The organism is Streptomyces sp. 549, assembly GCF_030124175.1.
In the GTDB taxonomy this organism is placed as follows: domain Bacteria; phylum Actinomycetota; class Actinomycetes; order Streptomycetales; family Streptomycetaceae; genus Streptomyces.
This window is the reverse complement of the sequence record NZ_JASKMT010000018.1, coordinates 84,069-102,434: the sequence shown is the minus strand read 5'-3', so window position 1 is coordinate 102,434 and position 18,366 is coordinate 84,069. Positions and strand designations below refer to the sequence as shown.

Annotated in this window: 16 protein-coding genes; 3 read left to right on the top strand and 13 right to left on the bottom strand. The window is 72.0% G+C overall.

Translation table 11 applies throughout. The features are described from left to right. A complete protein-coding gene (locus tag QNO07_RS19680) occupies positions 1 to 594 on the bottom strand; it encodes a dienelactone hydrolase family protein (RefSeq protein ID WP_283993497.1) in 594 nt (197 codons plus the stop codon). Positions 595 to 706: 112 nt separating this feature from the next. On the opposite strand from QNO07_RS19680, the gene QNO07_RS19675 reads away from it, so the two are divergent. Continuing rightward, on the top strand, positions 707 to 1,774 hold the full coding sequence (locus tag QNO07_RS19675) for a mechanosensitive ion channel family protein (RefSeq protein ID WP_283993496.1): 1,068 nt from the start codon (positions 707 to 709) through the stop codon (positions 1,772 to 1,774). Between the two features lie 149 nt (positions 1,775 to 1,923). On the opposite strand, the gene QNO07_RS19670 is transcribed toward QNO07_RS19675, so the two are convergent. Then, a complete protein-coding gene (locus QNO07_RS19670; RefSeq protein WP_283993495.1) occupies positions 1,924 to 2,889 on the bottom strand; it encodes an RluA family pseudouridine synthase in 966 nt (321 codons plus the stop codon). A 130-nt stretch (positions 2,890 to 3,019) separates the two neighbouring features. Here QNO07_RS19670 and QNO07_RS19665 point away from each other — a divergent pair, with 130 nt between their 5' ends. After that, positions 3,020 to 4,426, top strand: coding sequence for a metallopeptidase domain-containing protein (locus QNO07_RS19665; RefSeq protein ID WP_283993494.1), 1,407 nt, complete (start codon positions 3,020 to 3,022; stop codon positions 4,424 to 4,426). Between the two features lie 41 nt (positions 4,427 to 4,467). Here QNO07_RS19665 and lspA read toward each other — a convergent pair whose 3' ends face one another. Together lspA and QNO07_RS19655 are read right to left on the bottom strand one after the other, a co-directional pair. Then, positions 4,468 to 5,004, bottom strand: a complete 537-nt coding sequence (lspA, locus tag QNO07_RS19660; protein WP_283993514.1) for a signal peptidase II — start codon at positions 5,002 to 5,004, stop codon at positions 4,468 to 4,470. Positions 5,005 to 5,194: 190 nt separating this feature from the next. Continuing rightward, positions 5,195 to 5,659 (bottom strand): TraR/DksA family transcriptional regulator, encoded by a 465-nt coding sequence (locus QNO07_RS19655; RefSeq protein WP_502961888.1) that lies wholly within the window; start codon positions 5,657 to 5,659, stop codon positions 5,195 to 5,197. A gap of 676 nt (positions 5,660 to 6,335) precedes the next feature. On the opposite strand from QNO07_RS19655, the gene ileS reads away from it, so the two are divergent. Further along, a complete protein-coding gene (ileS, locus tag QNO07_RS19650) occupies positions 6,336 to 9,479 on the top strand; it encodes an isoleucine--tRNA ligase (protein ID WP_283993493.1) in 3,144 nt (1,047 codons plus the stop codon). A gap of 209 nt (positions 9,480 to 9,688) precedes the next feature. Here ileS and QNO07_RS19645 read toward each other — a convergent pair whose 3' ends face one another. From QNO07_RS19645 to ftsW, 9 genes are all read right to left on the bottom strand, one after another. After that, positions 9,689 to 10,852, bottom strand: a complete 1,164-nt coding sequence (locus tag QNO07_RS19645) for a DivIVA domain-containing protein (RefSeq protein WP_283993492.1) — start codon at positions 10,850 to 10,852, stop codon at positions 9,689 to 9,691. Positions 10,853 to 10,901: 49 nt separating this feature from the next. Beyond that, positions 10,902 to 11,186, bottom strand: a complete 285-nt coding sequence (locus QNO07_RS19640; protein WP_283993491.1) for a YggT family protein — start codon at positions 11,184 to 11,186, stop codon at positions 10,902 to 10,904. A 68-nt stretch (positions 11,187 to 11,254) separates the two neighbouring features. After that, entirely contained in the window at positions 11,255 to 11,878 is a 624-nt protein-coding gene (locus QNO07_RS19635) for a cell division protein SepF (RefSeq protein ID WP_283993490.1), read from the bottom strand. 122 nt (positions 11,879 to 12,000) lie between these two features. Next, a complete protein-coding gene (locus tag QNO07_RS19630) occupies positions 12,001 to 12,726 on the bottom strand; it encodes a YggS family pyridoxal phosphate-dependent enzyme (protein WP_283993489.1) in 726 nt (241 codons plus the stop codon). Between the two features lie 2 nt (positions 12,727 to 12,728). After that, positions 12,729 to 13,460 (bottom strand): peptidoglycan editing factor PgeF, encoded by a 732-nt coding sequence (gene pgeF / locus QNO07_RS19625; protein WP_283993488.1) that lies wholly within the window; start codon positions 13,458 to 13,460, stop codon positions 12,729 to 12,731. Positions 13,461 to 13,488: 28 nt separating this feature from the next. Continuing rightward, the gene (ftsZ, locus tag QNO07_RS19620) at positions 13,489 to 14,715 is read right to left on the bottom strand and encodes a cell division protein FtsZ (protein WP_283993487.1); all 1,227 of its coding nucleotides are present in this window, start codon (positions 14,713 to 14,715) and stop codon (positions 13,489 to 13,491) included. Positions 14,716 to 15,034: 319 nt separating this feature from the next. Then, the gene (locus QNO07_RS19615; protein WP_283993486.1) at positions 15,035 to 15,844 is read right to left on the bottom strand and encodes a cell division protein FtsQ/DivIB; all 810 of its coding nucleotides are present in this window, start codon (positions 15,842 to 15,844) and stop codon (positions 15,035 to 15,037) included. A 32-nt stretch (positions 15,845 to 15,876) separates the two neighbouring features. After that, positions 15,877 to 16,968, bottom strand: coding sequence for an undecaprenyldiphospho-muramoylpentapeptide beta-N-acetylglucosaminyltransferase (murG, locus tag QNO07_RS19610; RefSeq protein ID WP_283993485.1), 1,092 nt, complete (start codon positions 16,966 to 16,968; stop codon positions 15,877 to 15,879). Between the two features lie 6 nt (positions 16,969 to 16,974). Next, entirely contained in the window at positions 16,975 to 18,348 is a 1,374-nt protein-coding gene (gene ftsW / locus QNO07_RS19605; RefSeq protein ID WP_283993484.1) for a putative lipid II flippase FtsW, read from the bottom strand. Positions 18,349 to 18,366: the final 18 nt, after the last annotated feature.

The following is an 18,366-nucleotide window of genomic DNA, read 5'->3' as shown; positions in this document are numbered from 1 at the left end:
TCAGGAAGGTCCGGCGCCGGGTTCCAGGCTGTCGAGGAAGCCCAGCGCCGTCTTCCACGTCTGCTCGGCGGCCTCCGCGTCGTGGTCGGCGAGCGAGTCGTCGGTGTACAGGTGCCCGGCGCCCGGGTAGCGGAACACCTCGACGTCCGCGCCGGCCCTGCGCATGCGCAGGTACCAGGCGTTGAGCCAGTCGTGCGGCTCGAACGGGTCGGGGTCGGCGACGTGGAGCTGGACCGGCAGGTCGTCCACGGCGGCGTCCTCGGCGATGTCGGAGGTGCCGTGGAGCAGCAGCAGGCCGCGTGCGTTGCGGTCGGCGAGGGCCAGGTTCTGGGCCACGGAGCCGCCGAGCGAGAACCCCGCGTAGACCAGGCCGTGTTCGCTCAGCGGGGCCGTCACCGTGACGGCACGCATGAGGAGTTCGTCACGTCCGATCCGGTCCTTGATCTTCATGCCCTCCTCGACCGTCTCGGCGGTCCGCCCCTCGTACAGGTCGGGCGTGTGGACCTCGTGGCCCGCGGCCCGCAGCCGCTGGGCGGCGGCCTCAACGGCCGGGCGCAGGCCGTAGGCGGAGTGGAACAGTACGACGTGGGCCACGGTGTCACTTCCTTCACAGGCTCCGGTGCCGTTGCGGCCCGGAGCGGGTTCTGCCCCATGACGGCAGGTACGGTCGGGAGTTCCCTCACTCGCTCAAGGAGTCAAGACCATCATGGAAGACGTGCTGCGGCCACTGATCGTATTCGGTGGCGCGTTCGTGCTGGCCTGGGTGATCGCCTGGGGCGTCGACCGGCTGCTCGTCCACCTCGACGCGCGGCACCCGGAGACCCCGATGTGGGGCCTGCTGCGCCGGGGGCGGGTGCCGCTGCAGGCGGTGTTCTTCGTCGCCCTGGTGCGGGGGTTCTTCGGCAGCACCCACCTGGCCAGCGAGAACCGGCAGACCGCTGACCTGTGGCTGACGACGATCATGATCGCGGCGTCCGCCTGGCTGGCGCTGCGGGTGGTCACGGCGATAGCCGAGACGGCCGCCACCCGGTACGCGGGCATCGCCCAGGACCCGGCGCGGGCCCGGCGGGTGCGGACCCAGCTGACGCTGATCCAGCGGCTGGTGACGGCCGTGGTGACGGTGATCGCCGTCGCCGCGGTCCTGCTGCAGTTCCCGGCGATGCAGACGTTCGGCACCTCGATGCTGGCGTCCGCCGGTGTGCTGGGCATCGTGGCCGGTATCGCGGCGCAGTCCACGCTCGGCAACCTCTTCGCGGGCCTGTCCATCGCCTTCGGCGACATGGTCCGCATCGGTGACACGGTGGTGGTGGACGGCGAGTGGGGCACGGTGGACGAGATCACCGTCTCCTACCTGGTCGTGCTGACCTGGGACGAGCGGCGGATCACCATGCCGGTGTCGTACTTCACCAGCAAGCCGTTCGAGAACTGGTCGCGCGGCGGTCCGCAGATGACGGGCACGGTCTTCCTGCACCTGGACCACACCACCCCCGTCGACGAGCTGCGCGCCAAGACCGAGGAGGTCGTGCGGGCCAGCGACTCCTGGGACGGCCGGAACTGGAGCCTGGTCGTCACCGACAGCACACCGTCGACCATCGAGGTGCGGGCTTCGATGACCGCCCGCACCGCCGACGACATCTGGACGCTGCGCTGCGAGGTGCGGGAGGCCCTGATCACCTGGCTGCGGGACAAGCACCCCTACGCGCTGCCCCGGCTTCGCACCGCCCGCGAGCCCGGCACGGAAGGGTTCGACGACCCGGACATCCGCAAGATCTGACCGCGCGCGGCAGCGGGCCCGGGCGAGCCCGTGCTCCGGCCCGAGCCCGTCCGGCGGCGCCCCGCCCGCAGGCGGCGGGAGCCGCCGGGCCAGGTGCAGCCGGTGACCTCCCGACCGGCGGGCGGTGCTCGCCGGCCGCCCGCGCCCGGTCAGGCGCTCTCGGCTCGCACCCGGTCCAGGGCCCGCTGCAGGTCCTCGGGGTACGCGCTGGCGAACTCGACCCACTCGCCGTGCCCGGGGTGGGTGAAGCCCAGCCGCATCGCGTGCAGCCACTGCCGGGTGAGGCCGAGGCGCTTGGCGAGCGTGGGGTCGGCGCCGTAGGTGAGGTCGCCCACGCAGGGGTGGCGGTGCGCGGACATGTGCACCCGGATCTGGTGGGTGCGGCCCGTCTCCAGCTTGATGTCGAGCAGGCTGGCCGCGCGGAAGGCCTCGATGAGGTCGTAGTGGGTGACGGACGCCTTTCCGTCGGCGGTGACGGCCCACTTGTAGTCGTGCTGCGGGTGCCGTCCGACGGGCGCGTCGATGGTGCCGCTCATCGGGTCGGGGTGGCCCTGGACCATGGCGTGGTAGCGCTTGTCGACCGTCCGCTCCCGGAACTGCTGCTTGAGGGAGGTGTAGGCGCGCTCGGACTTGGCGACCACCATCAGCCCGGACGTGCCGACGTCGAGGCGGTGCACGATGCCCTTGCGTTCGGCGGCGCCCGAAGTGGAGATGGTGAAGCCCGCCGCGGCGAGCCCGCCGATGACGGTGGTTCCGGTCCAACCGGGGCTGGGGTGCGCGGCGACGCCGACGGGCTTGGAGATGACGACGATCTCCTCGTCGTCGTGCACGATCACCATGCCCTCGACGGGCTCCGCGACCACCCTCAGCGGGGCGGGCGGCGCCGGCATCTCCACCTCCAGCCAGGCACCGCCGTGCACCCGGTCGGACTTGCCGGCCGCCGAGCCGTCGACGAGGACCTTCCCGTCCGCGGCCAGTTCGGCCGCCCTCGTGCGGGAGAAGCCGAACATGCGGGCGAGGGCCGCGTCGAGGCGTTCCCCCTCCAGACCGTCGGGTACGGGCAGGGTGCGGACCTCGGAAGGCGGTTGTGCGTCTGGGTTACCTGGGTTGCTCACCCGTCCGAGTATGCCGGAGACCGGGCCACCCCTTCGGACCCGCCCGGGGTGCGAGGGCGGCTACGGGGAGTGACGGTGGCAGGACGAACGCCGTCCCCGACCCGGCGCCCGCGCCGTCCGGAGCCGCCCCATGGCCAGCCGCCCGCCGCTGCGCACCTCCGGGTTGCGCACCCTGCTGGCGGCGTCCGCCGCCCTCTGCGCTGCCGTCACCGCGGCCCCCGCCTCCCCTTCACCCACCACGCCGAGCCAGGAGACGGCAGCCCGAGAACGTGCGGCGGCCCGGGAAGGCGCGTCGGGGGCGGCCTCAGCCCCCGACCGGGCGGGCGCCCGCGGGACGCCGGACGGTGCCGACGCCCCGACGGGCGGGGCACATGAGGGGTCCGGGGCCGTGCGGGCCGCGACGGGCGCACCGGCCGGGCGGGCCCGGCCCGGGGCGGGCCCGGACATCAGCGGGCCGTGCGCGATCGCACCCGAGCCGAACGGCTGGGTGGGGGTGGGCCCCTACGACGGCCGCCATCTCAGACCGCAGGGCACGCACCGGGCCACGCTGGTCATGGCCGACTTCCCCGACCTCCCGGCGGTGTCGGACGCCGCCGCCCGCTCCTCGTTCTTCACCGACTACGCGCTCGACCACCTGCGGCAGTCGTCCTACGGCGGCTACCGGCAGGTGATGGAGCCCACCGCGGACTGGGTGCGCATGCCGCAGCCGTGGACCGCCTACGGGGTCGGCCGCGGCACCTCGGCCGCCGTCATGCAGCGGTACGTGCAGGACGCCGTCGACGCGGCGCTGGCCGCCGGCACCGACTTCGCCGGCACCGACCTGGTCTTCGTCGTGGCCGACAGCAACGTGCCCGCCGACCCGATGGTCTCGCAGGCCCACACCTTCACCTCGCTGTCCGCTGGGGGACGCACGCTGCGCGCCGCGGCGCTCGTCTTCGGCCGCAAGGGCGACAGCGCGGCCTGGCAGCGCGGCAACTTCGTGCACGAGGCCCACCACCTGTTCGGGCTGCCCGACCTGTACAACACCCGCAACGGCGCCTCGGTGGAGTTCGCCGGGGCGTGGGACCCGATGAGTCTCGCGGACCGCAGCGACCTGCTGGGCTGGCACAAGTGGAAGTACGGCTGGCTGGACGGCCCACAGGTCGCCTGTGTGGGGCCCGGCACGGCACGGCACCTGCTGAAGCCGATCGGCTCGCCCGACGGCGCGTCCATCGCCGTGGTCAGGACGGGACCGGCCACCGCGCTCGTCGCGGAGGCGCGCACCCGCGTCGGCCTGGACCGCCGGATCTGCACCGAGGGGGTGCTGCTGTACACCGTGGACTCCTCGGTGCCCACCGGGCGGGGCCCGGTCCGGGTGGTGGACGCGGCCCCCGGCAGCCGCGGCGGGGCCGCGTGCGGTGGCGGCCGGGACAGTGCGGAGACGGCCGAGCTGGCCGACGCGCCCTTCCAGCCGGGCTCCCGGCACCGGGTCGCCGGGGTGACGGTGGAGGTGCTGGCGCGCTCAGCCGACGGCTACAGCGTGCGCATCAGCAGCTGACGTCCCGTCGCCCGAGCGCCGCCCGGCTGGGAGCGGTGCGGTCAGTCGCGGTGGACGGTGCCGTCCGGGTCGAGGCCGCGGAAGGACAGGATCACGATCAGGATGCCGCCGCACACGATGGCCGAGTCGGCCAGGTTGAACACGGCGAAGTGCGCGGGCGCGATGAAGTCCACCACCGCGCCCTGGAACACGCCCGGGGAACGGAAGATCCGGTCCGTCAGGTTGCCGAGGGCACCGCCCAGCAGCAGGCCGAGCGCCACCGCCCACGGGGTGCTGTAGAGCTTGCGCGCGATGCGCAGGATCACCACGATCACCGCTGCGGCGATGGCGGTGAACACGAAGGTCAGCGCCTCGCCCATGCCGAAGGCGGCACCGGGGTTGCGCACCGCCTGGAAGCGCAGCAGCTCACCGATCACCTCGATCGGCGGGTGCCCCTCCAGCCTGGCGACCACGATCAACTTGCTGACCAGGTCGAGGACGTACGCCACGACCGCCACACCGAGCAGCACGGCGATCCTGCGCCTGCCCCGGGGTCGGTCCGCCGTGTCGTCCGCGGTCTGGTCCGGCGCTTCGTCGATGGCCTTCTCCGCCTCTGCTGTCACGGGACGAGGGTACGACACGCGCCCGCGCGACGGTCGGGAGCGTGCGGCGTCGGGCAGGCCGGGCGGCCCGCCCGGTCGGGAGTGTGTCCGCCCGGACGGCCCGCGGCGCCGGTCGGCGCGCGCCTCGCGCCGCGGCGGCCCGGGAGCGGTCGCCGCCGGGCGGGCCTCAGCGGCGTTCCTGCTTCTGCTTGCACTCCACGCACAGCGTGGCCCGGGGGAAGGCCTGCATGCGGGCCTTGCCGATGGCGTTGCCGCAGCCCTCGCACAGGCCGTACGTGCCGGCCGCCAGCCTCTCCAGCGCGCGCTCGGTCTGCAGGACCACCTCGCGGGCGTTCTCGGTGACGGCCATCTCGTGCTCGCGGGTGACGTTCTTCGTCCCGGTGTCGACCTGGTCGTCGCCGGCGCCGTCGCCGGAGTCGCGCAGCAGTCCGGTGAGCGCGGCCTGGGAGGCCTCGATCTCGTCGCGCAGGCGCTTGACCTCGGTCTCCAGCTCGTCGCGCGCCTCCTGCATCTCCGCCTCGGTCCACGGGTCCTCGCCGGCGCGGACGGCAAGATCACCGGCTGCGGCCGTCGAGACGCGGGCAGTGGGCACCGCCGAGGGCTTCTCGGTTGTCGTCTTCTTCGCAGCCACCGTCTTTGCTCCTGTCTGCTGGGCGTCCGCCGCACCAGCGGTCACCTGCTGCGCCGCGGCCGTGTCGGCCGCGGCGGTCCTCCCGGCCGCTGCCGCGGCCCGTCTCGTCGAGCCCGGCCGCCCGGGCGGCGGTTCGCGGAACCGGGCGGCCGGCACACTGCCGACCGTGCGGCCGGCGGCCGATCCGCCGGTTCTGCTGCCGCTCGCCGTCATACCGCCCTCCGCATAGTGTGATCTTGTTCGCGAATCGTGCCGGAACGATAAGTCGACTCCGGTCGGTCGGCAACGGGCCACGCCGGTCTGGAACCGTTGTGCCCCGCCCGGCGGCGGGAAAACCGACCGGCGGCGGTTGCCGGAGGCCCTTACACTGGGCGCAGCGAAAGGCATCGATGGGGACGAGTAGCGTCCGTGAGCGGCCAGGAGCGACCCGGGGACGGTGCGAGCCCGGGGGTTGGCGCGACGCGAAGATCACCCCGGAGCCGCCGGAGGAAAGCCCGGAACGGGTGAGTAGAACCGGCACGCAGGGTCCGTCCCGACAGGGCGGGTCCGTCCCCCAATGAGGGGGCGGCGGAGAGGCTTCCGCCGCCAAGGAGGGTGGTACCGCGGGAACCGCGCCGGACGGGTGGCGGTCTCGTCCCTCCGACGGAAGAGACCGTGTCCGCCGGAGGAACGCCCGATGAGTCCGACCCCGCAGTACCGCCAGGTTCCCGCCCAGGTCGACCTGCCCGCGCTGGAGCACGCCGTGCTCGAGTTCTGGCGCGACCAGAAGATCTTCGCCCGGACGCTGGAGCAGTCCGAGGGTCGCCCGGAGTGGGTGTTCTACGAGGGCCCGCCGACCGGCAACGGCATGCCGGGCGCCCATCACATCGAGGCCCGGGTCTTCAAGGACGTCTTCCCCCGGTTCCGCACGATGCGCGGCTACCACGTGGCCCGCAAGGCCGGCTGGGACTGCCACGGCCTGCCGGTGGAGCTGGCGGTGGAGAAGGAGCTGGGCTTCAACGGCAAGAAGGACATCGAGTCCTTCGGCATCGCGGAGTTCAACGCCAAGTGCCGCGAGTCGGTGACGCGGCACACCGACGCGTTCGCCGAGCTGACCCGGCGCATGGGCTACTGGGTCGACCTGGACGACGCCTACCGGACGATGGACCCGCAGTACATCGAGTCGGTGTGGTGGTCGCTGAAGGAGATCTTCAACAAGGGCCTGCTGGCCCAGGACCACCGGGTCGCGCCCTGGTGCCCGCGGTGCGGCACCGGCCTGTCCGACCACGAGCTGGCCCAGGGCTACGAGACGGTCGTCGACCCGTCGGTGTACGTCCGCTTCCCACTCACCTCAGGACCGCTGGCGGGCACCGCGGACCTGCTGGTGTGGACGACCACGCCGTGGACCCTGGTGTCCAACACCGCCGTCGCCACGCACCCGGAGGTGCGCTACGTCGTCGCCACCGACGGCGAGCAGCGGCTGGTCGTCGCCGAGCCGCTGCTGGAGAAGGCGCTGGGCGAGGGCTGGACGGCCACCGGCGAGTCCTTCACCGGCGCAGAGGCGGAACGCTGGACGTACCGCCGCCCGTTCGACCTGGTCGACATCGAGGGCGCGCACTTCGTCGTCAACGCGGACTACGTGACGACCGACGACGGCACCGGCCTGGTGCACCAGGCCCCCGCCTTCGGTGAGGACGACCTCGCGGTGTGCCGCCGCTACGGCCTGCCCGTCGTCAACCCGGTGCGCCCAGACGGCACCTTCGAGGAGGATCTGCCGCTGGTGGGCGGGCAGTTCTTCAAGAAGGCCGACGAGGCGCTCGTCGCCGACCTCCAGGAGCGCGGACTGCTCTTCCGCCACCTGGCCTACGAGCACAGCTACCCGCACTGCTGGCGCTGCCACACGGCGCTGCTGTACTACGCGCAGCCGTCCTGGTACATCCGCACCACGCAGGTCAAGGACGCGCTGCTGCGGGAGAACGAACGCACCAACTGGTTCCCTGACTCGGTCAAGCACGGCCGCTTCGGCGACTGGCTGAGCAACAACGTCGACTGGGCGCTGTCGCGCAACCGCTACTGGGGCACGCCGCTGCCTATCTGGCGCTGCGCCGAGCAGCACCTGACGTGTGTGGGCTCGCTAGCGGAGCTGTCCGAGCTGAGCGGGCAGGACCAGAGCGGCCTGGACCCGCACCGCCCGTACATCGACGCCGTCACCTTCGCGTGCACCGCCGAGGGCTGCACGCTGGCGGCGGAGCGGGTGCCGGAGGTCATCGACGCCTGGTACGACTCCGGTTCGATGCCGTTCGCGCAGTGGGGCTACCCGTACCGCAACAAGGAGCTGTTCGAACGCCGCTACCCGGCGCAGTTCATCTCCGAGGCCATCGACCAGACCCGTGGCTGGTTCTACACGCTGATGGCGGTGGGCACGCTCGTCTTCGAGAAGTCGGCCTACGAGAACGTGGTCTGCCTCGGACACATCCTGGCCGAGGACGGCCGCAAGATGTCCAAGCACCTGGGCAACATCCTCCAGCCGATCCCGCTGATGGAGCAGCACGGCGCGGACGCGGTGCGCTGGTTCATGGCGGCCGGCGGCTCGCCCTGGGCGGCCCGCCGGGTCGGGCACGGCACCATCCAGGAGGTCGTGCGCAAGACGCTGCTGACGTACTGGAACACCGTCGCCTTCCAGGCGCTGTACGCCCGCACGGCCGGCTGGGCGCCCGGCGACACGGACCCGGCGCCGCGGGACCGCCCGCTGCTGGACCGCTGGCTGCTGAGCGAGCTGCACGCGCTGGTGGACCAGGTGACGCGGGCCATGGAGAGCTACGACACGCAGCGCGCGGGCAAGCTGCTGTCGACGTTCGTGGACGACCTGTCCAACTGGTACGTGCGCCGGTCCCGCCGACGGTTCTGGCAGGGTGACGCCGCCGCGCTGCGCACCCTGCACGACGTGCTGGAGACGGTCACCCGGCTGATGGCGCCGCTGGTGCCGTTCATCACCGAACGCGTCTGGCAGGACCTGGTGGTGCCGGTGGCACCGGGCGCACCGGAATCGGTGCACCTGGCGAACTGGCCGGTCGCCGACCTGGAGGAGGTCGACCCCCAGCTGTCGGGCGACATGCTGCTGGTGCGGCGCCTGGTCGAGCTGGGCCGGGCCACCCGGGCGGAGTCCGGGGTGAAGACCCGCCAGCCGCTCTCGCGGGCGCTGGTGGCCGCACAGGGCTTCGAACTGCTCGACGACGAGCTGCGCGAGCAGATCGCCGAGGAGCTGAACGTCAGCCGCCTCGCCTCACTCGCGGAGGTCGGGGGGTCGCTGGTGGACACCTCCGCGAAGGGCAACTTCCGGGCGCTGGGCCGGCGGTTCGGCAAGGGCACGCAGGCGGTGGCGAAGGCCGTCGCCGAGGCGGACGCCGCCGCACTGTCGGCGGCGCTGCGGGCCGGCACGGCCGCCGTGGAGGTCGACGGCGAGACGGTGCCGCTCTCCCCCGAGGAGGTCATCATCACCGAGACGCCCAGGGAGGGCTGGTCGGTGGCGTCCGACACCGGGGCGACGGTGGCGCTGGACCTGGAGATCACGCCGGAGCTGCGGCGGGCCGGACTGGCCCGGGACGCGATCCGGCTCATCCAGGAGGCGCGCAAGAACTCCGGTCTGGAGGTCGCCGACCGGATCGCGCTGCGCTGGCACTCCGGCGACGAGGAGGTCGCCACCGCGCTCGCCGAGCACTCCGCACTCATCGCCAACGAGGTGCTGGCCACCGACCTTTCGGACGGTGAGGCGGACGACTCCTTCGGGGAGCCCTTCTCTGACGAGGCGCTGGACCTGGGTTTCCGGCTCCGCAAGGCCTGAGCCCCGCAGGCGTCCGGCCGACGGCCCCGCGCTGCCGACGCCCCTGCCGACGCACCGCCGCCCGCACTCCCGCGGGTGGCGGTGCGTCGGCGTGCGCCCGTGCGGTGCGGGGGAAGGGCGCCGGACACGGCAGAGGACCGGGCCCCCTTGAGGGGGCCCGGCCCTTGCGATATGCCGGTACTGCCCGTCCTAGCGGACGGGACCGGTGCTCAGCTGTCGTCCTCGTCGATGAGGAAGCCGCGCATCGGTGACGGCGCCTGCTGCATGGGCTGCGGGCCCTGCGGCCGGACCGGGGACATCGGCTGGGTCATCGCCGGGGACATCTGCTGCTGACCGCCGTAGGTCTGGCCGCCCTGGTTGTGGCCGTGGCCACCCATGGACTGGCCGCCGCCCATCGACTGGTTGCCGCCCATTCCCTGGTGGCCGCCCATGGTGCCCGAGGGCGCACCGGCACCGGCCATCGACGGCGAGGCCGGCAGCGAGGGCGCCGCGGGGGAACGCGGCGGGGCGAGGGAGTCGTCCGCCTGGTTCTCCAGCTGGCGCAGCTGGCTCTCCAGGTAGGACTTCAGGCGGGTGCGGTACTCGCGCTCGAACCCGCGCAGGTCCTCGACCTTGCGCTCCAGCGTCGCGCGGGCGGACTCCAGCGAGCCCATCGCCACGCGGTGCTTCTCCTGGGCGTCCCGCTCCAGGGCGTCCGCCTTGGCACGGGCGTCACGCTCCAGACCCTCGGCGCGGCTGCGGGCCTCACCGACGATCTTGTTGGCCTCGCTGCGCGCCTCGGCGATCGCCTGGTCGGCGGTCTGCTGGGCCAGCGACAGCACACGTGCGGCGCTTTCGTTGTTGCCGCTCGGCTGCTGCTGCATCTGCTGGTGACCACCCATGGGCGGTCCGCCGTGGCCCATCGGGCCGGGTCCGTGCGGACCGCCCTGCAACTGGCCCTGGTGCTGCTGGTGCTGCTGCTGGTGGCCCGGGTGCTGCTGCTGGTGGCCGGGGTGCTGCTGCTGGTGCCCGCCGGGACCGGCGGGAAGCTGGGGGGCGCCGCCGGGCAGCTGGGGCGGGCCGCCCATCTGCGGCTGGCCGGGCGGGACCGGCTGCGGTCCGGATATGGCAGCGGGCACAGGTGCGCCGCCGGGGCGCTGCTGCTGCTGTTCCTGCTCCTGCTGCTTGCGCATGCCCTGCTGCTGCTGGTTCTGGGCAGCGGCGCGGGTGGCTGCGGCCAGTTTGGCGCGCAGGTCCTCGTTCTCCCGGAGTAGTCGATTCAGCTCGGCTTCGACCTCGTCCAGGAAGGCGTCCACCTCGTCCTCGTCATAGCCTTCTCGCAGACGGACGGTAGTGAACTGCTTGTTCCGCACGTCCTCGGGGGTCAGCGGCATCTCTTCACCTCAACGTAGGTCATCGGCATATCGGCAAGACCGTACTCGCTCACAGCCTGGCCACGACGCTGATCAGGATGTAAACGATGATCATCAGTACGAAGAAGGACAGGTCAAGCGCCACACCCCCGAAGCGCAGCGGCGGGATGAACCGCCTCAGCAGCTTCAGTGGCGGATCAGTGACAGTGTAGGTGGCCTCAAGAACGACCACCATCGCCTTGCCGGGCTGCCATGAGCGGGCGAACATGAAGACGTAGTCCATCACCAGCCGGAAGATCAGCACGCCCAAGAAGCATTGCAACGCAATCAGGATCACCTGTTGTGCGATGGCCATCCTGCGTTACTCCCTCTCCCCTGGGTCTTCCCGTGCCATGCGGCCGGGGGTCCAACCGGTGTCGTGTCTCAGCTCTGGTTGAAGAACCCGCCCTCTGCGATGCGGGCCTTGTCCTCCGCCGTGACATCGACGTTAGCAGGAGACAGCAGGAACACCTTCTGCGTCACCCGCTCGATGCTTCCGTGCAGGCCGAAGACGAGACCGGCGGCGAAGTCGACAAGTCGCTTCGCGTCCGTGTCATCCATCTCGGTCAAGTTCATGATCACCGGCGTGCCTTCGCGGAAGTGTTCCCCGATGGTACGGGCTTCGTTGTAGGTCCGGGGGTGAAGTGTGGTGATCCGGTAGGGCTCTCGCTCCGACACGACTTTGGGCATGATCACCGGCGCACTCTTCTCCAGGTTCGGGCGTTCAGGTGTGATGGATGACACGGGGGCGATCCGCCCCACTCGCCCGCTTTCGCCGACCAGCGCGGGTGAGGGTTCACGTTCCCGCTGGGCCGGTGGCTGCACCACCCTGACCGGCTCCTCGGGCTCCGCCTCGCGCGGCGGGGCGGCGGCCTGGTGGCGTCGCCGGTCCCGCTCGGGCTCGGGCTCGGGTTCGAACTCGTCATCGGGGTCGTAACCCCGGCCGTCGTATCCATCGTCCTCCACGAGGCCGAGGTAGACCGCCATCTTGCGCATCGCGCCGGCCATGCTCCGCATCCTCCGCTCAGTGGTGGATCGGCTCCGTCACCGGTGGCCTGAAATCCACGTGGCCCGCCCATTTCGTCGGGAATGACCATATTTTCTGCTGTGGTCCGACTTTCTTCGCGACGTTACCCGAGCCGGGGACGGTCTCCGAGTACCGCAGTGCCGACGCGCACATGTGTCGCCCCCGCCGCAACCGCTTCCTCCATGTCGGAGCTCATACCCGCCGAGACCATGGTGGCAGCAGGATCCGCGGCACGCAGGTCCGTTGAGATTTCCCGGAGCCGGGCGAACGCGGCCCCGGGCCGACCTGCGAACGGACCGGTGAGCGGCGCCACGGTCATCGTCCCGGCGAGCCTCAGGCCGGGGGCCTTCACGAGCGCGTCGGCGAGTTCGGGCACCTCCCGGGGTGCCGCCCCGCCCCGGCCGACCCCCTCGTCCGCCTCTTTGTCGAGGGCGACCTGGATCAGGCAGTCCAGCGGCCGGTTCCGTCCCCCGGCAGCCGTCGACAGTGCCTTCACCAGCTTCAGCCGGTCCACCGAGTGCACCACGTCGCTGTAGGAGACCACCGAGCGGACCTTGTTGGTCTGCAGCTGCCCGACGAAGTGCCAGGTGAGCGGCAGCCCGGCGCAGGCCGCGGCTTTGGGCGCCGCGTCCTGGTCCCGGTTCTCCGCCACGTGCCGCACACCCAGTTCCGCGAGCAGCCGGACGTCGCTCGCGGGGTAGGTCTTGGTGACGACGACAAGCGTCACCTCCGCGCGCTCGCGGCCGGCCCGGGCGCAGGCCCGTTGCAGCCGCTGCTCCACCCGGTCCAGGTTGGCGGCCAGTTCGGCCCTGCGGGCGGCCTCGGTCATCGTCACTCCTCCAGCCAGACGTAGGACGCCAACCGCCCGGTGGTCCTCTCCCGGCGGTAGGAGAAGTGGTCCGGCGACTCCAGTGTGCAGATGCCCGCGTCGTCGACCGAGGTGACCCCCAGCCCGGCGAGCTGGGCCCGCACCCCGCCCGCGACATCCACCGCGGGCGTGCCCCAGCGGGTGACGGCGTGCGCCTCGGGCACCACCGCGCACACCTCGTCGCGCAGCGCGGCGGGAACCTCGTAGCAGCCGCCGCACACCGAGGGCCCGGTCCAGGCGGTGATCCGGGAGGCGCGCGCGCCGAGTTCGGTCATGCGGGCCACGGTTGCGGGCACCACCCCGGCCACCAGGCCGGGCCGCCCGGCGTGCGCCGCGCCGATCACGCCGGCCTGCGGGTCGGCGAGCAGCACCGGGGTGCAGTCCGCGGTGAGCACCGCGAGCGCGAGCCCGGCGCGGGTGGTGACGACGCCGTCCACCGGCGGCGCCCCGACGCCGGGCCAGGGAGCGTCGACGGCGGCGACCTGCCGGCCGTGGACCTGGTTCATCCACACGACCCGGCCGGGGTCGATGCCCAGTTCACCCGCCGCGCGGGCGCGGTTGGCGGTGACGGCGGCGGGGTCGTCGCCGACCGCGCCGCCCAGGTTGAGTGCCTCATACGGAGCGGCGCTCACCCCGCCCCACCTGTCGGTGAAGGCGAAGTGCGCGCCGCTTCGGGAGTCGTGCCGGAGTATCACGTCGGGCTGTGCCCTATGTCGCAGGGGTTCACTTGAGGAAGTCCGGGACGTCGAGCTCCTCGGCCTGGCTGTCCTGGTAGGGACGGGCAGGTGGGACCTGCGGGCTCGGCGCGGCCACCGGGACCTCGTTGGCGGGCGCGGGCTCGGCGGGCGCCGGCTCGGGCTCGGCGTCGCGGGCCGGCACACTGCCGAGGCCGCCGAAGGCCGCCGGGCGCTCCGGCTCGGAGACGGCCGAGGGGCGGGAGCCGGCGGCCGGCTCCTCCTTGCCGTAGGAACCGAGCACCTTGTCGCGGTTCTTCGACGGCGGCTGGCCGCCGTCGAATCCGGCCGCGATGACGGTGACCCGGACCTCGTCGCCCAGGGCGTCGTCGATCACCGCGCCGAAGATGATGTTGGCCTCCGGGTGCGCGGCCTCGCTGACCAGCTGGGCGGCCTCGTTGATCTCGAACAGGCCGAGGTCGGAGCCGCCGGAGATGGACAGCAGCACGCCGCGGGCGCCGTCGATGGACGCCTCCAGCAGGGGCGAGGAGATCGCCATCTCGGCGGCGGCCACCGCCCGGTCGTCGCCGCGGGCCGAGCCGATGCCCATCAGCGCCGAACCGGCCTCGGACATGACGGACTTGACGTCCGCGAAGTCGAGGTTGATCAGGCCGGGGGTGGTGATGAGGTCGGTGATGCCCTGCACGCCGGACAGCAGCACCTGGTCGGCCGACTTGAACGCGTCGAGCACGCTCACCTGGCGGTCCGAGATGGACAGCAGCCGGTCGTTCGGGATGACGATGAGGGTGTCGACCTCGTCCCGCAGGGCCGCGATGCCGTCCTCCGCCTGGTTGGCGCGGCGCCGCCCCTCGAAGGTGAAGGGGCGGGTGACCACGCCGATGGTCAGAGCGCCGAGGGACCGGGCGATGTTCGCGACGACGGGGGCTCCCCCAGTGCCGGTGCCACCGCCCTCGCCTGCCGTGACGAAGACCATGTCGGCCCCCTTGAGGACCTCCTCGATCTCCTCGCGGTGGTCCTCGGACGCCTTGCGGCCGACGTCCGGGTTGGCCCCGGCGCCGAGTCCTCGGGTCAGTTCGCGGCCCACGTCGAGCTTGACGTCTGCGTCGCTCATCAACAGGGCCTGTGCATCGGTGTTGATCGCGATGAACTCGACGCCCTTGAGACCGACCTCGATCATCCGGTTGATGGCGTTCACGCCACCGCCGCCGATGCCGACGACCTTGATGACTGCGAGGTAGTTCTGCGGTGCTGCCACGTCGAAGGCCTCTCGCCTCGAGTTACGTGTCGCCGCCCCACGGTGGTTGAGGTGCGCCGACCTATGCCGATGGGACGGTTCGAATGCCGACCCGAACCCTAACGCTTACGTTTAGGGTTACCAGTGTCCGAGTGGGATGGATTCCATGGGGTCCATGGTCTTCCATGTCCTTCCCGGGATCCATGTGTTCCTCGGAACGGACACTAAGTCGACAAGTGCCGCGTGTTCAACGAACACGCCGAACCTCCCGTTTTTCTTTTCACCCTATGTGATCAGCCATCCTGCCATCCATCCAGGGTGCGAGCCGCCCACCACGCCGTCAACCGCCGGAGGCGGCAGGGGCGCTGGGCACGCTGACGTCGAAGTGCCCGGCCTTGCCGCGGGCCTTCATCAGCGCCCGCAGCGAGCGGGCCTTGGCCGCACCGTACTCGCTGCTCCCCCACATCACCGTACGGCCTCCGGAGAGCTCCAGCATGACGGAGTCGAAACTGCGCACCCGGATCGTCTCGGTGGCACTCCTCACCCGCGGCGGCAGCGCGGAGGAGACCTTGACGGCCTCGGCGCGCAGCGTGCCGGGGCCGAAGTGGCGGTCGCCCGCGGTCCGGTCCCGTTCCACCACCAGCAGCGGCACACCCGCCGGGCGCTTCACCACGGTGGCGTAGCGCACGCCCCGGGCGTCCACCTCGACGAACTTCCCGCTGTCCCCGGTCTTTTCCATCACGACCTCGGGCCGCCGCTCGGTGACCTCCAGGACCACCGCACCGGGCCAGTCGCGGACCACCTCGACGGAGTCCACACGCCGCAGCCGGCGGGTCAGCCGGTCGGCAACCGCCGACCTGTCCACACTCGCCATCGGTTCCCCGAGCGGCACCCCGGCGGCGGTACGCACCTGCTCCTCGGAGAGCACCCGGGTCCCGCTGACCTCCACCCGTTCCACCCGCAGCCAGGCGGAGCCGTAGAACGCCCACACCCCGAACCCGGCGACGAGGGCCACCGCCGCAGCGCCGAGCAGCAGCGCGGGGCGGCGCGGCAGCCGGGGCCGGGCCGGGCGCGGCGGCGCGCCGCCGCCCGTCCCGGCGAGGCCGTCCCGCTCCTCGGCGGTCGTCGTCCCTGAGGCTGCCGCGCCCACGCTTCCCCGCTTCCTGCCGCCCGCGGGCCGGTTCAGTCCCGGCGGGCCGCGATCGCTTCCCTCACGATGCCGACGAGAAGCTCGTCGGCGTCCGGACGGCCGAACTCGGCTGCGGCGCGCGCCATGTCGTAGAGCCGGTGCGCGTCGGTGAGGACCGGCAGGACGTTCCCCTGGATCCACTCCGGCGTCAGCTCGGCGTCGTCGACCAGCAGTCCGCCGCCGGCCTTCACCACCGGCTGGGCGTTGAGCCGCTGCTCGCCGTTGCCGATGGGCAGCGGGACGTAGGCGGCCGGCAGCCCGACGGCGGAGAGTTCGGCGACGGTCATCGCACCCGCGCGGCAGAGCATCATGTCCGCCGCGGCGTAGGCGAGGTCCATCCGGTCCAGATACGGTACCGGGAGATAGGGTGGCATTCCCGGCATGTTGTCCGTTTGCGGCAGTTCGTTCTTCGGACCGACCGCGTGCAGGATCTGCACCCCGGAGCGCTGGAGCGTCGGGGCGATGCTCTCCACGACCTCGTTCAGCCGCCTGGCGCCCTGCGAACCACCCGAGACCAGCAGCGTGGGCAGGTTCGGGTCGAGGCCGAACGCGGCGCGCGCCTCGGCCCGTACCGCGGCCCGGTCCAGGGTGGCGATCGAACGGCGCAGCGGGATGCCGACGTACCGGGCGTGGCGCAGCTTGCTGTCCGGCGTGGAGACCGCCACGAACCGGGTGTAGCGGGAGCCGATCTTGTTGGCGAGCCCCGGCCGGGCGTTCGCCTCGTGCACCACGATCGGCACGCCCAGCCGCTTGGCGGCGAGGTAGGCCGGCAGCGCCACGTAGCCGCCGAAACCCACCACGCAGTCGGCCTTGGTGCGTTCGAGCACCTGCTCGGTGGCCTTGATCGTGCCGCGCAGCCGCCCCGGCACGGTGATCAGTTCGGGTGTGGGTCTGCGCGGCAGCGGGACGGCCGGAATCAGTTCGAGCGGGTAGCCCCGTTCCGGGACGAGCCTGGTCTCCAGGCCGCGTTCGGTTCCGAGTGCTGTGATCCCCACGGACGGGTCCTGCCTGCGCAGGGCGTCCGCGAGGGCGAGCGCGGGCTCGATGTGGCCGGCGGTCCCCCCACCGGCGAGTACGACATGCACCGAATTTCACCGCTCTCCGGACGGCCGCCTTCTGACGGACCGTCTCATCGTCTTACGTCTCACCCCAGCCAGCGTCCTGCGGACACCAGGCTGCCGCATGGCCAGTGCCGCGCGTGCGGCGGGGTCGTTGCGCGCGAAGGCGATCAGCAACCCGATGGCGAACATCGTCGGCAGCAGGGCGGACCCCCCGTAGGAGAACAGCGGGAGGGGGACACCGGCGATGGGCAGCAGCCCCAGTACGGCACCGATGTTGATGATCACCTGGGTCATGATCCAGGCGGTCACCCCTCCCGCGGCATACCTCACGAAGGGGTCCTCCGTGCGTCCGGCCACGCGGATACCCGCATAGCCTAGAGCCGCGAAGAGGGTGAGGACCGACAGCGTCCCCGCCAGGCCCAGTTCCTCACCGGTGATGGCGAAGATGAAGTCCGTGTGGGGCTCGGGGAGTTCACCCCATTTCTCCACGCTCGCACCCAGTCCGGAGCCGAACCAGCCGCCGGACGCGAGGGCGTAGATGCCGTGCAGCGCCTGCCAGCACTGGTCGTTGACGCCGGGTTCGGTGGCGCCCAGGCAGGCCAGTCGGCTCATGCGGTGCGGACTGGTGAGGATGAAGGCGGCGCCGGTCACCGCGGTGACCGCGAGCGCCGAGACGAACAGCCGGACGGGCGCGCCCGCCAGCCACAGCAGGCCGAAGAGGATGCCCACGAGAATCATCACGGTGCCCATGTCGCCGCCCGCCATGACCAGCGCGCACACCACCAGGACTCCGGGCACCAGCGGCACCAGCAGGTGCTTCCACTGGGTCAGCAGCCCCCGGTCGCCCTTGCGGGCGAGCAGGTCCGCGCCCCACAGCAGCATCGCCAGCTTGGCGAACTCGCTGGGCTGGAGCAGGAACGGTCCGCCGACCTTGATCCAGTTGGTGCTGCCGTTGACCTCGACACCCACGCCGGGGATCTGCACCAGGAGCAGCAGCACGAGCGAGACGGCCAGCATCGGGTAGGACAGCGCCCGCAGCAGTTTGAGCGGCATCCGGGAGGCGATCAGCAGCAGCACGGTCCCCAGGGCCGCGGCGACCAGCTGCTTGCGGAAGTAGTAGGTGGCGGGCAGGTCGTAGCGCAGCGCCTGGATCTGGGAGGAGGAGAACACCATCACCAGGCCCAGCAGCGTGATCAGCAGGCTGCCGCCGAGGATCAGGTAGTAGGCCGTCAGCGGACGGTCCCAGGCCCTCCTGGCCTGCTCGTAGAGCTTGCGCACACCCTCGGTGGGTGCCGTGGAGGCGGGCGGGCGGCGGGAACCGCCCGGGGGACGCGGGGTCTTCCCGGCTCGCCCCGGCTGCCCTGCCGCGCGGGTCCGCTGCCTGAGCCGGTTGTCCGCCGTCATCTGCTCCCGTCCCCTCTT

Excerpts from the sequence above, each read along its gene's own strand:
- QNO07_RS19665 (WP_283993494.1), top strand. The coding sequence starts at position 3,020 with ATGGCCAGCCGCCCGCCGCTGCGCACCTCCGGGTTGCGCACCCTGCTG.
- ftsW (WP_283993484.1), bottom strand. The coding sequence starts at position 18,348 with ATGACGGCGGACAACCGGCTCAGGCAGCGGACCCGCGCGGCAGGGCAG.
- QNO07_RS19675 (WP_283993496.1), top strand. The coding sequence starts at position 707 with ATGGAAGACGTGCTGCGGCCACTGATCGTATTCGGTGGCGCGTTCGTG.
- ileS (WP_283993493.1), top strand. The coding sequence starts at position 6,336 with ATGAGTCCGACCCCGCAGTACCGCCAGGTTCCCGCCCAGGTCGACCTG.
- QNO07_RS19630 (WP_283993489.1), bottom strand. The coding sequence starts at position 12,726 with ATGACCGAGGCCGCCCGCAGGGCCGAACTGGCCGCCAACCTGGACCGG.
- QNO07_RS19640 (WP_283993491.1), bottom strand. The coding sequence starts at position 11,186 with ATGGCCATCGCACAACAGGTGATCCTGATTGCGTTGCAATGCTTCTTG.
- QNO07_RS19635 (WP_283993490.1), bottom strand. The coding sequence starts at position 11,878 with ATGGCCGGCGCGATGCGCAAGATGGCGGTCTACCTCGGCCTCGTGGAG.
- QNO07_RS19645 (WP_283993492.1), bottom strand. The coding sequence starts at position 10,852 with ATGCCGCTGACCCCCGAGGACGTGCGGAACAAGCAGTTCACTACCGTC.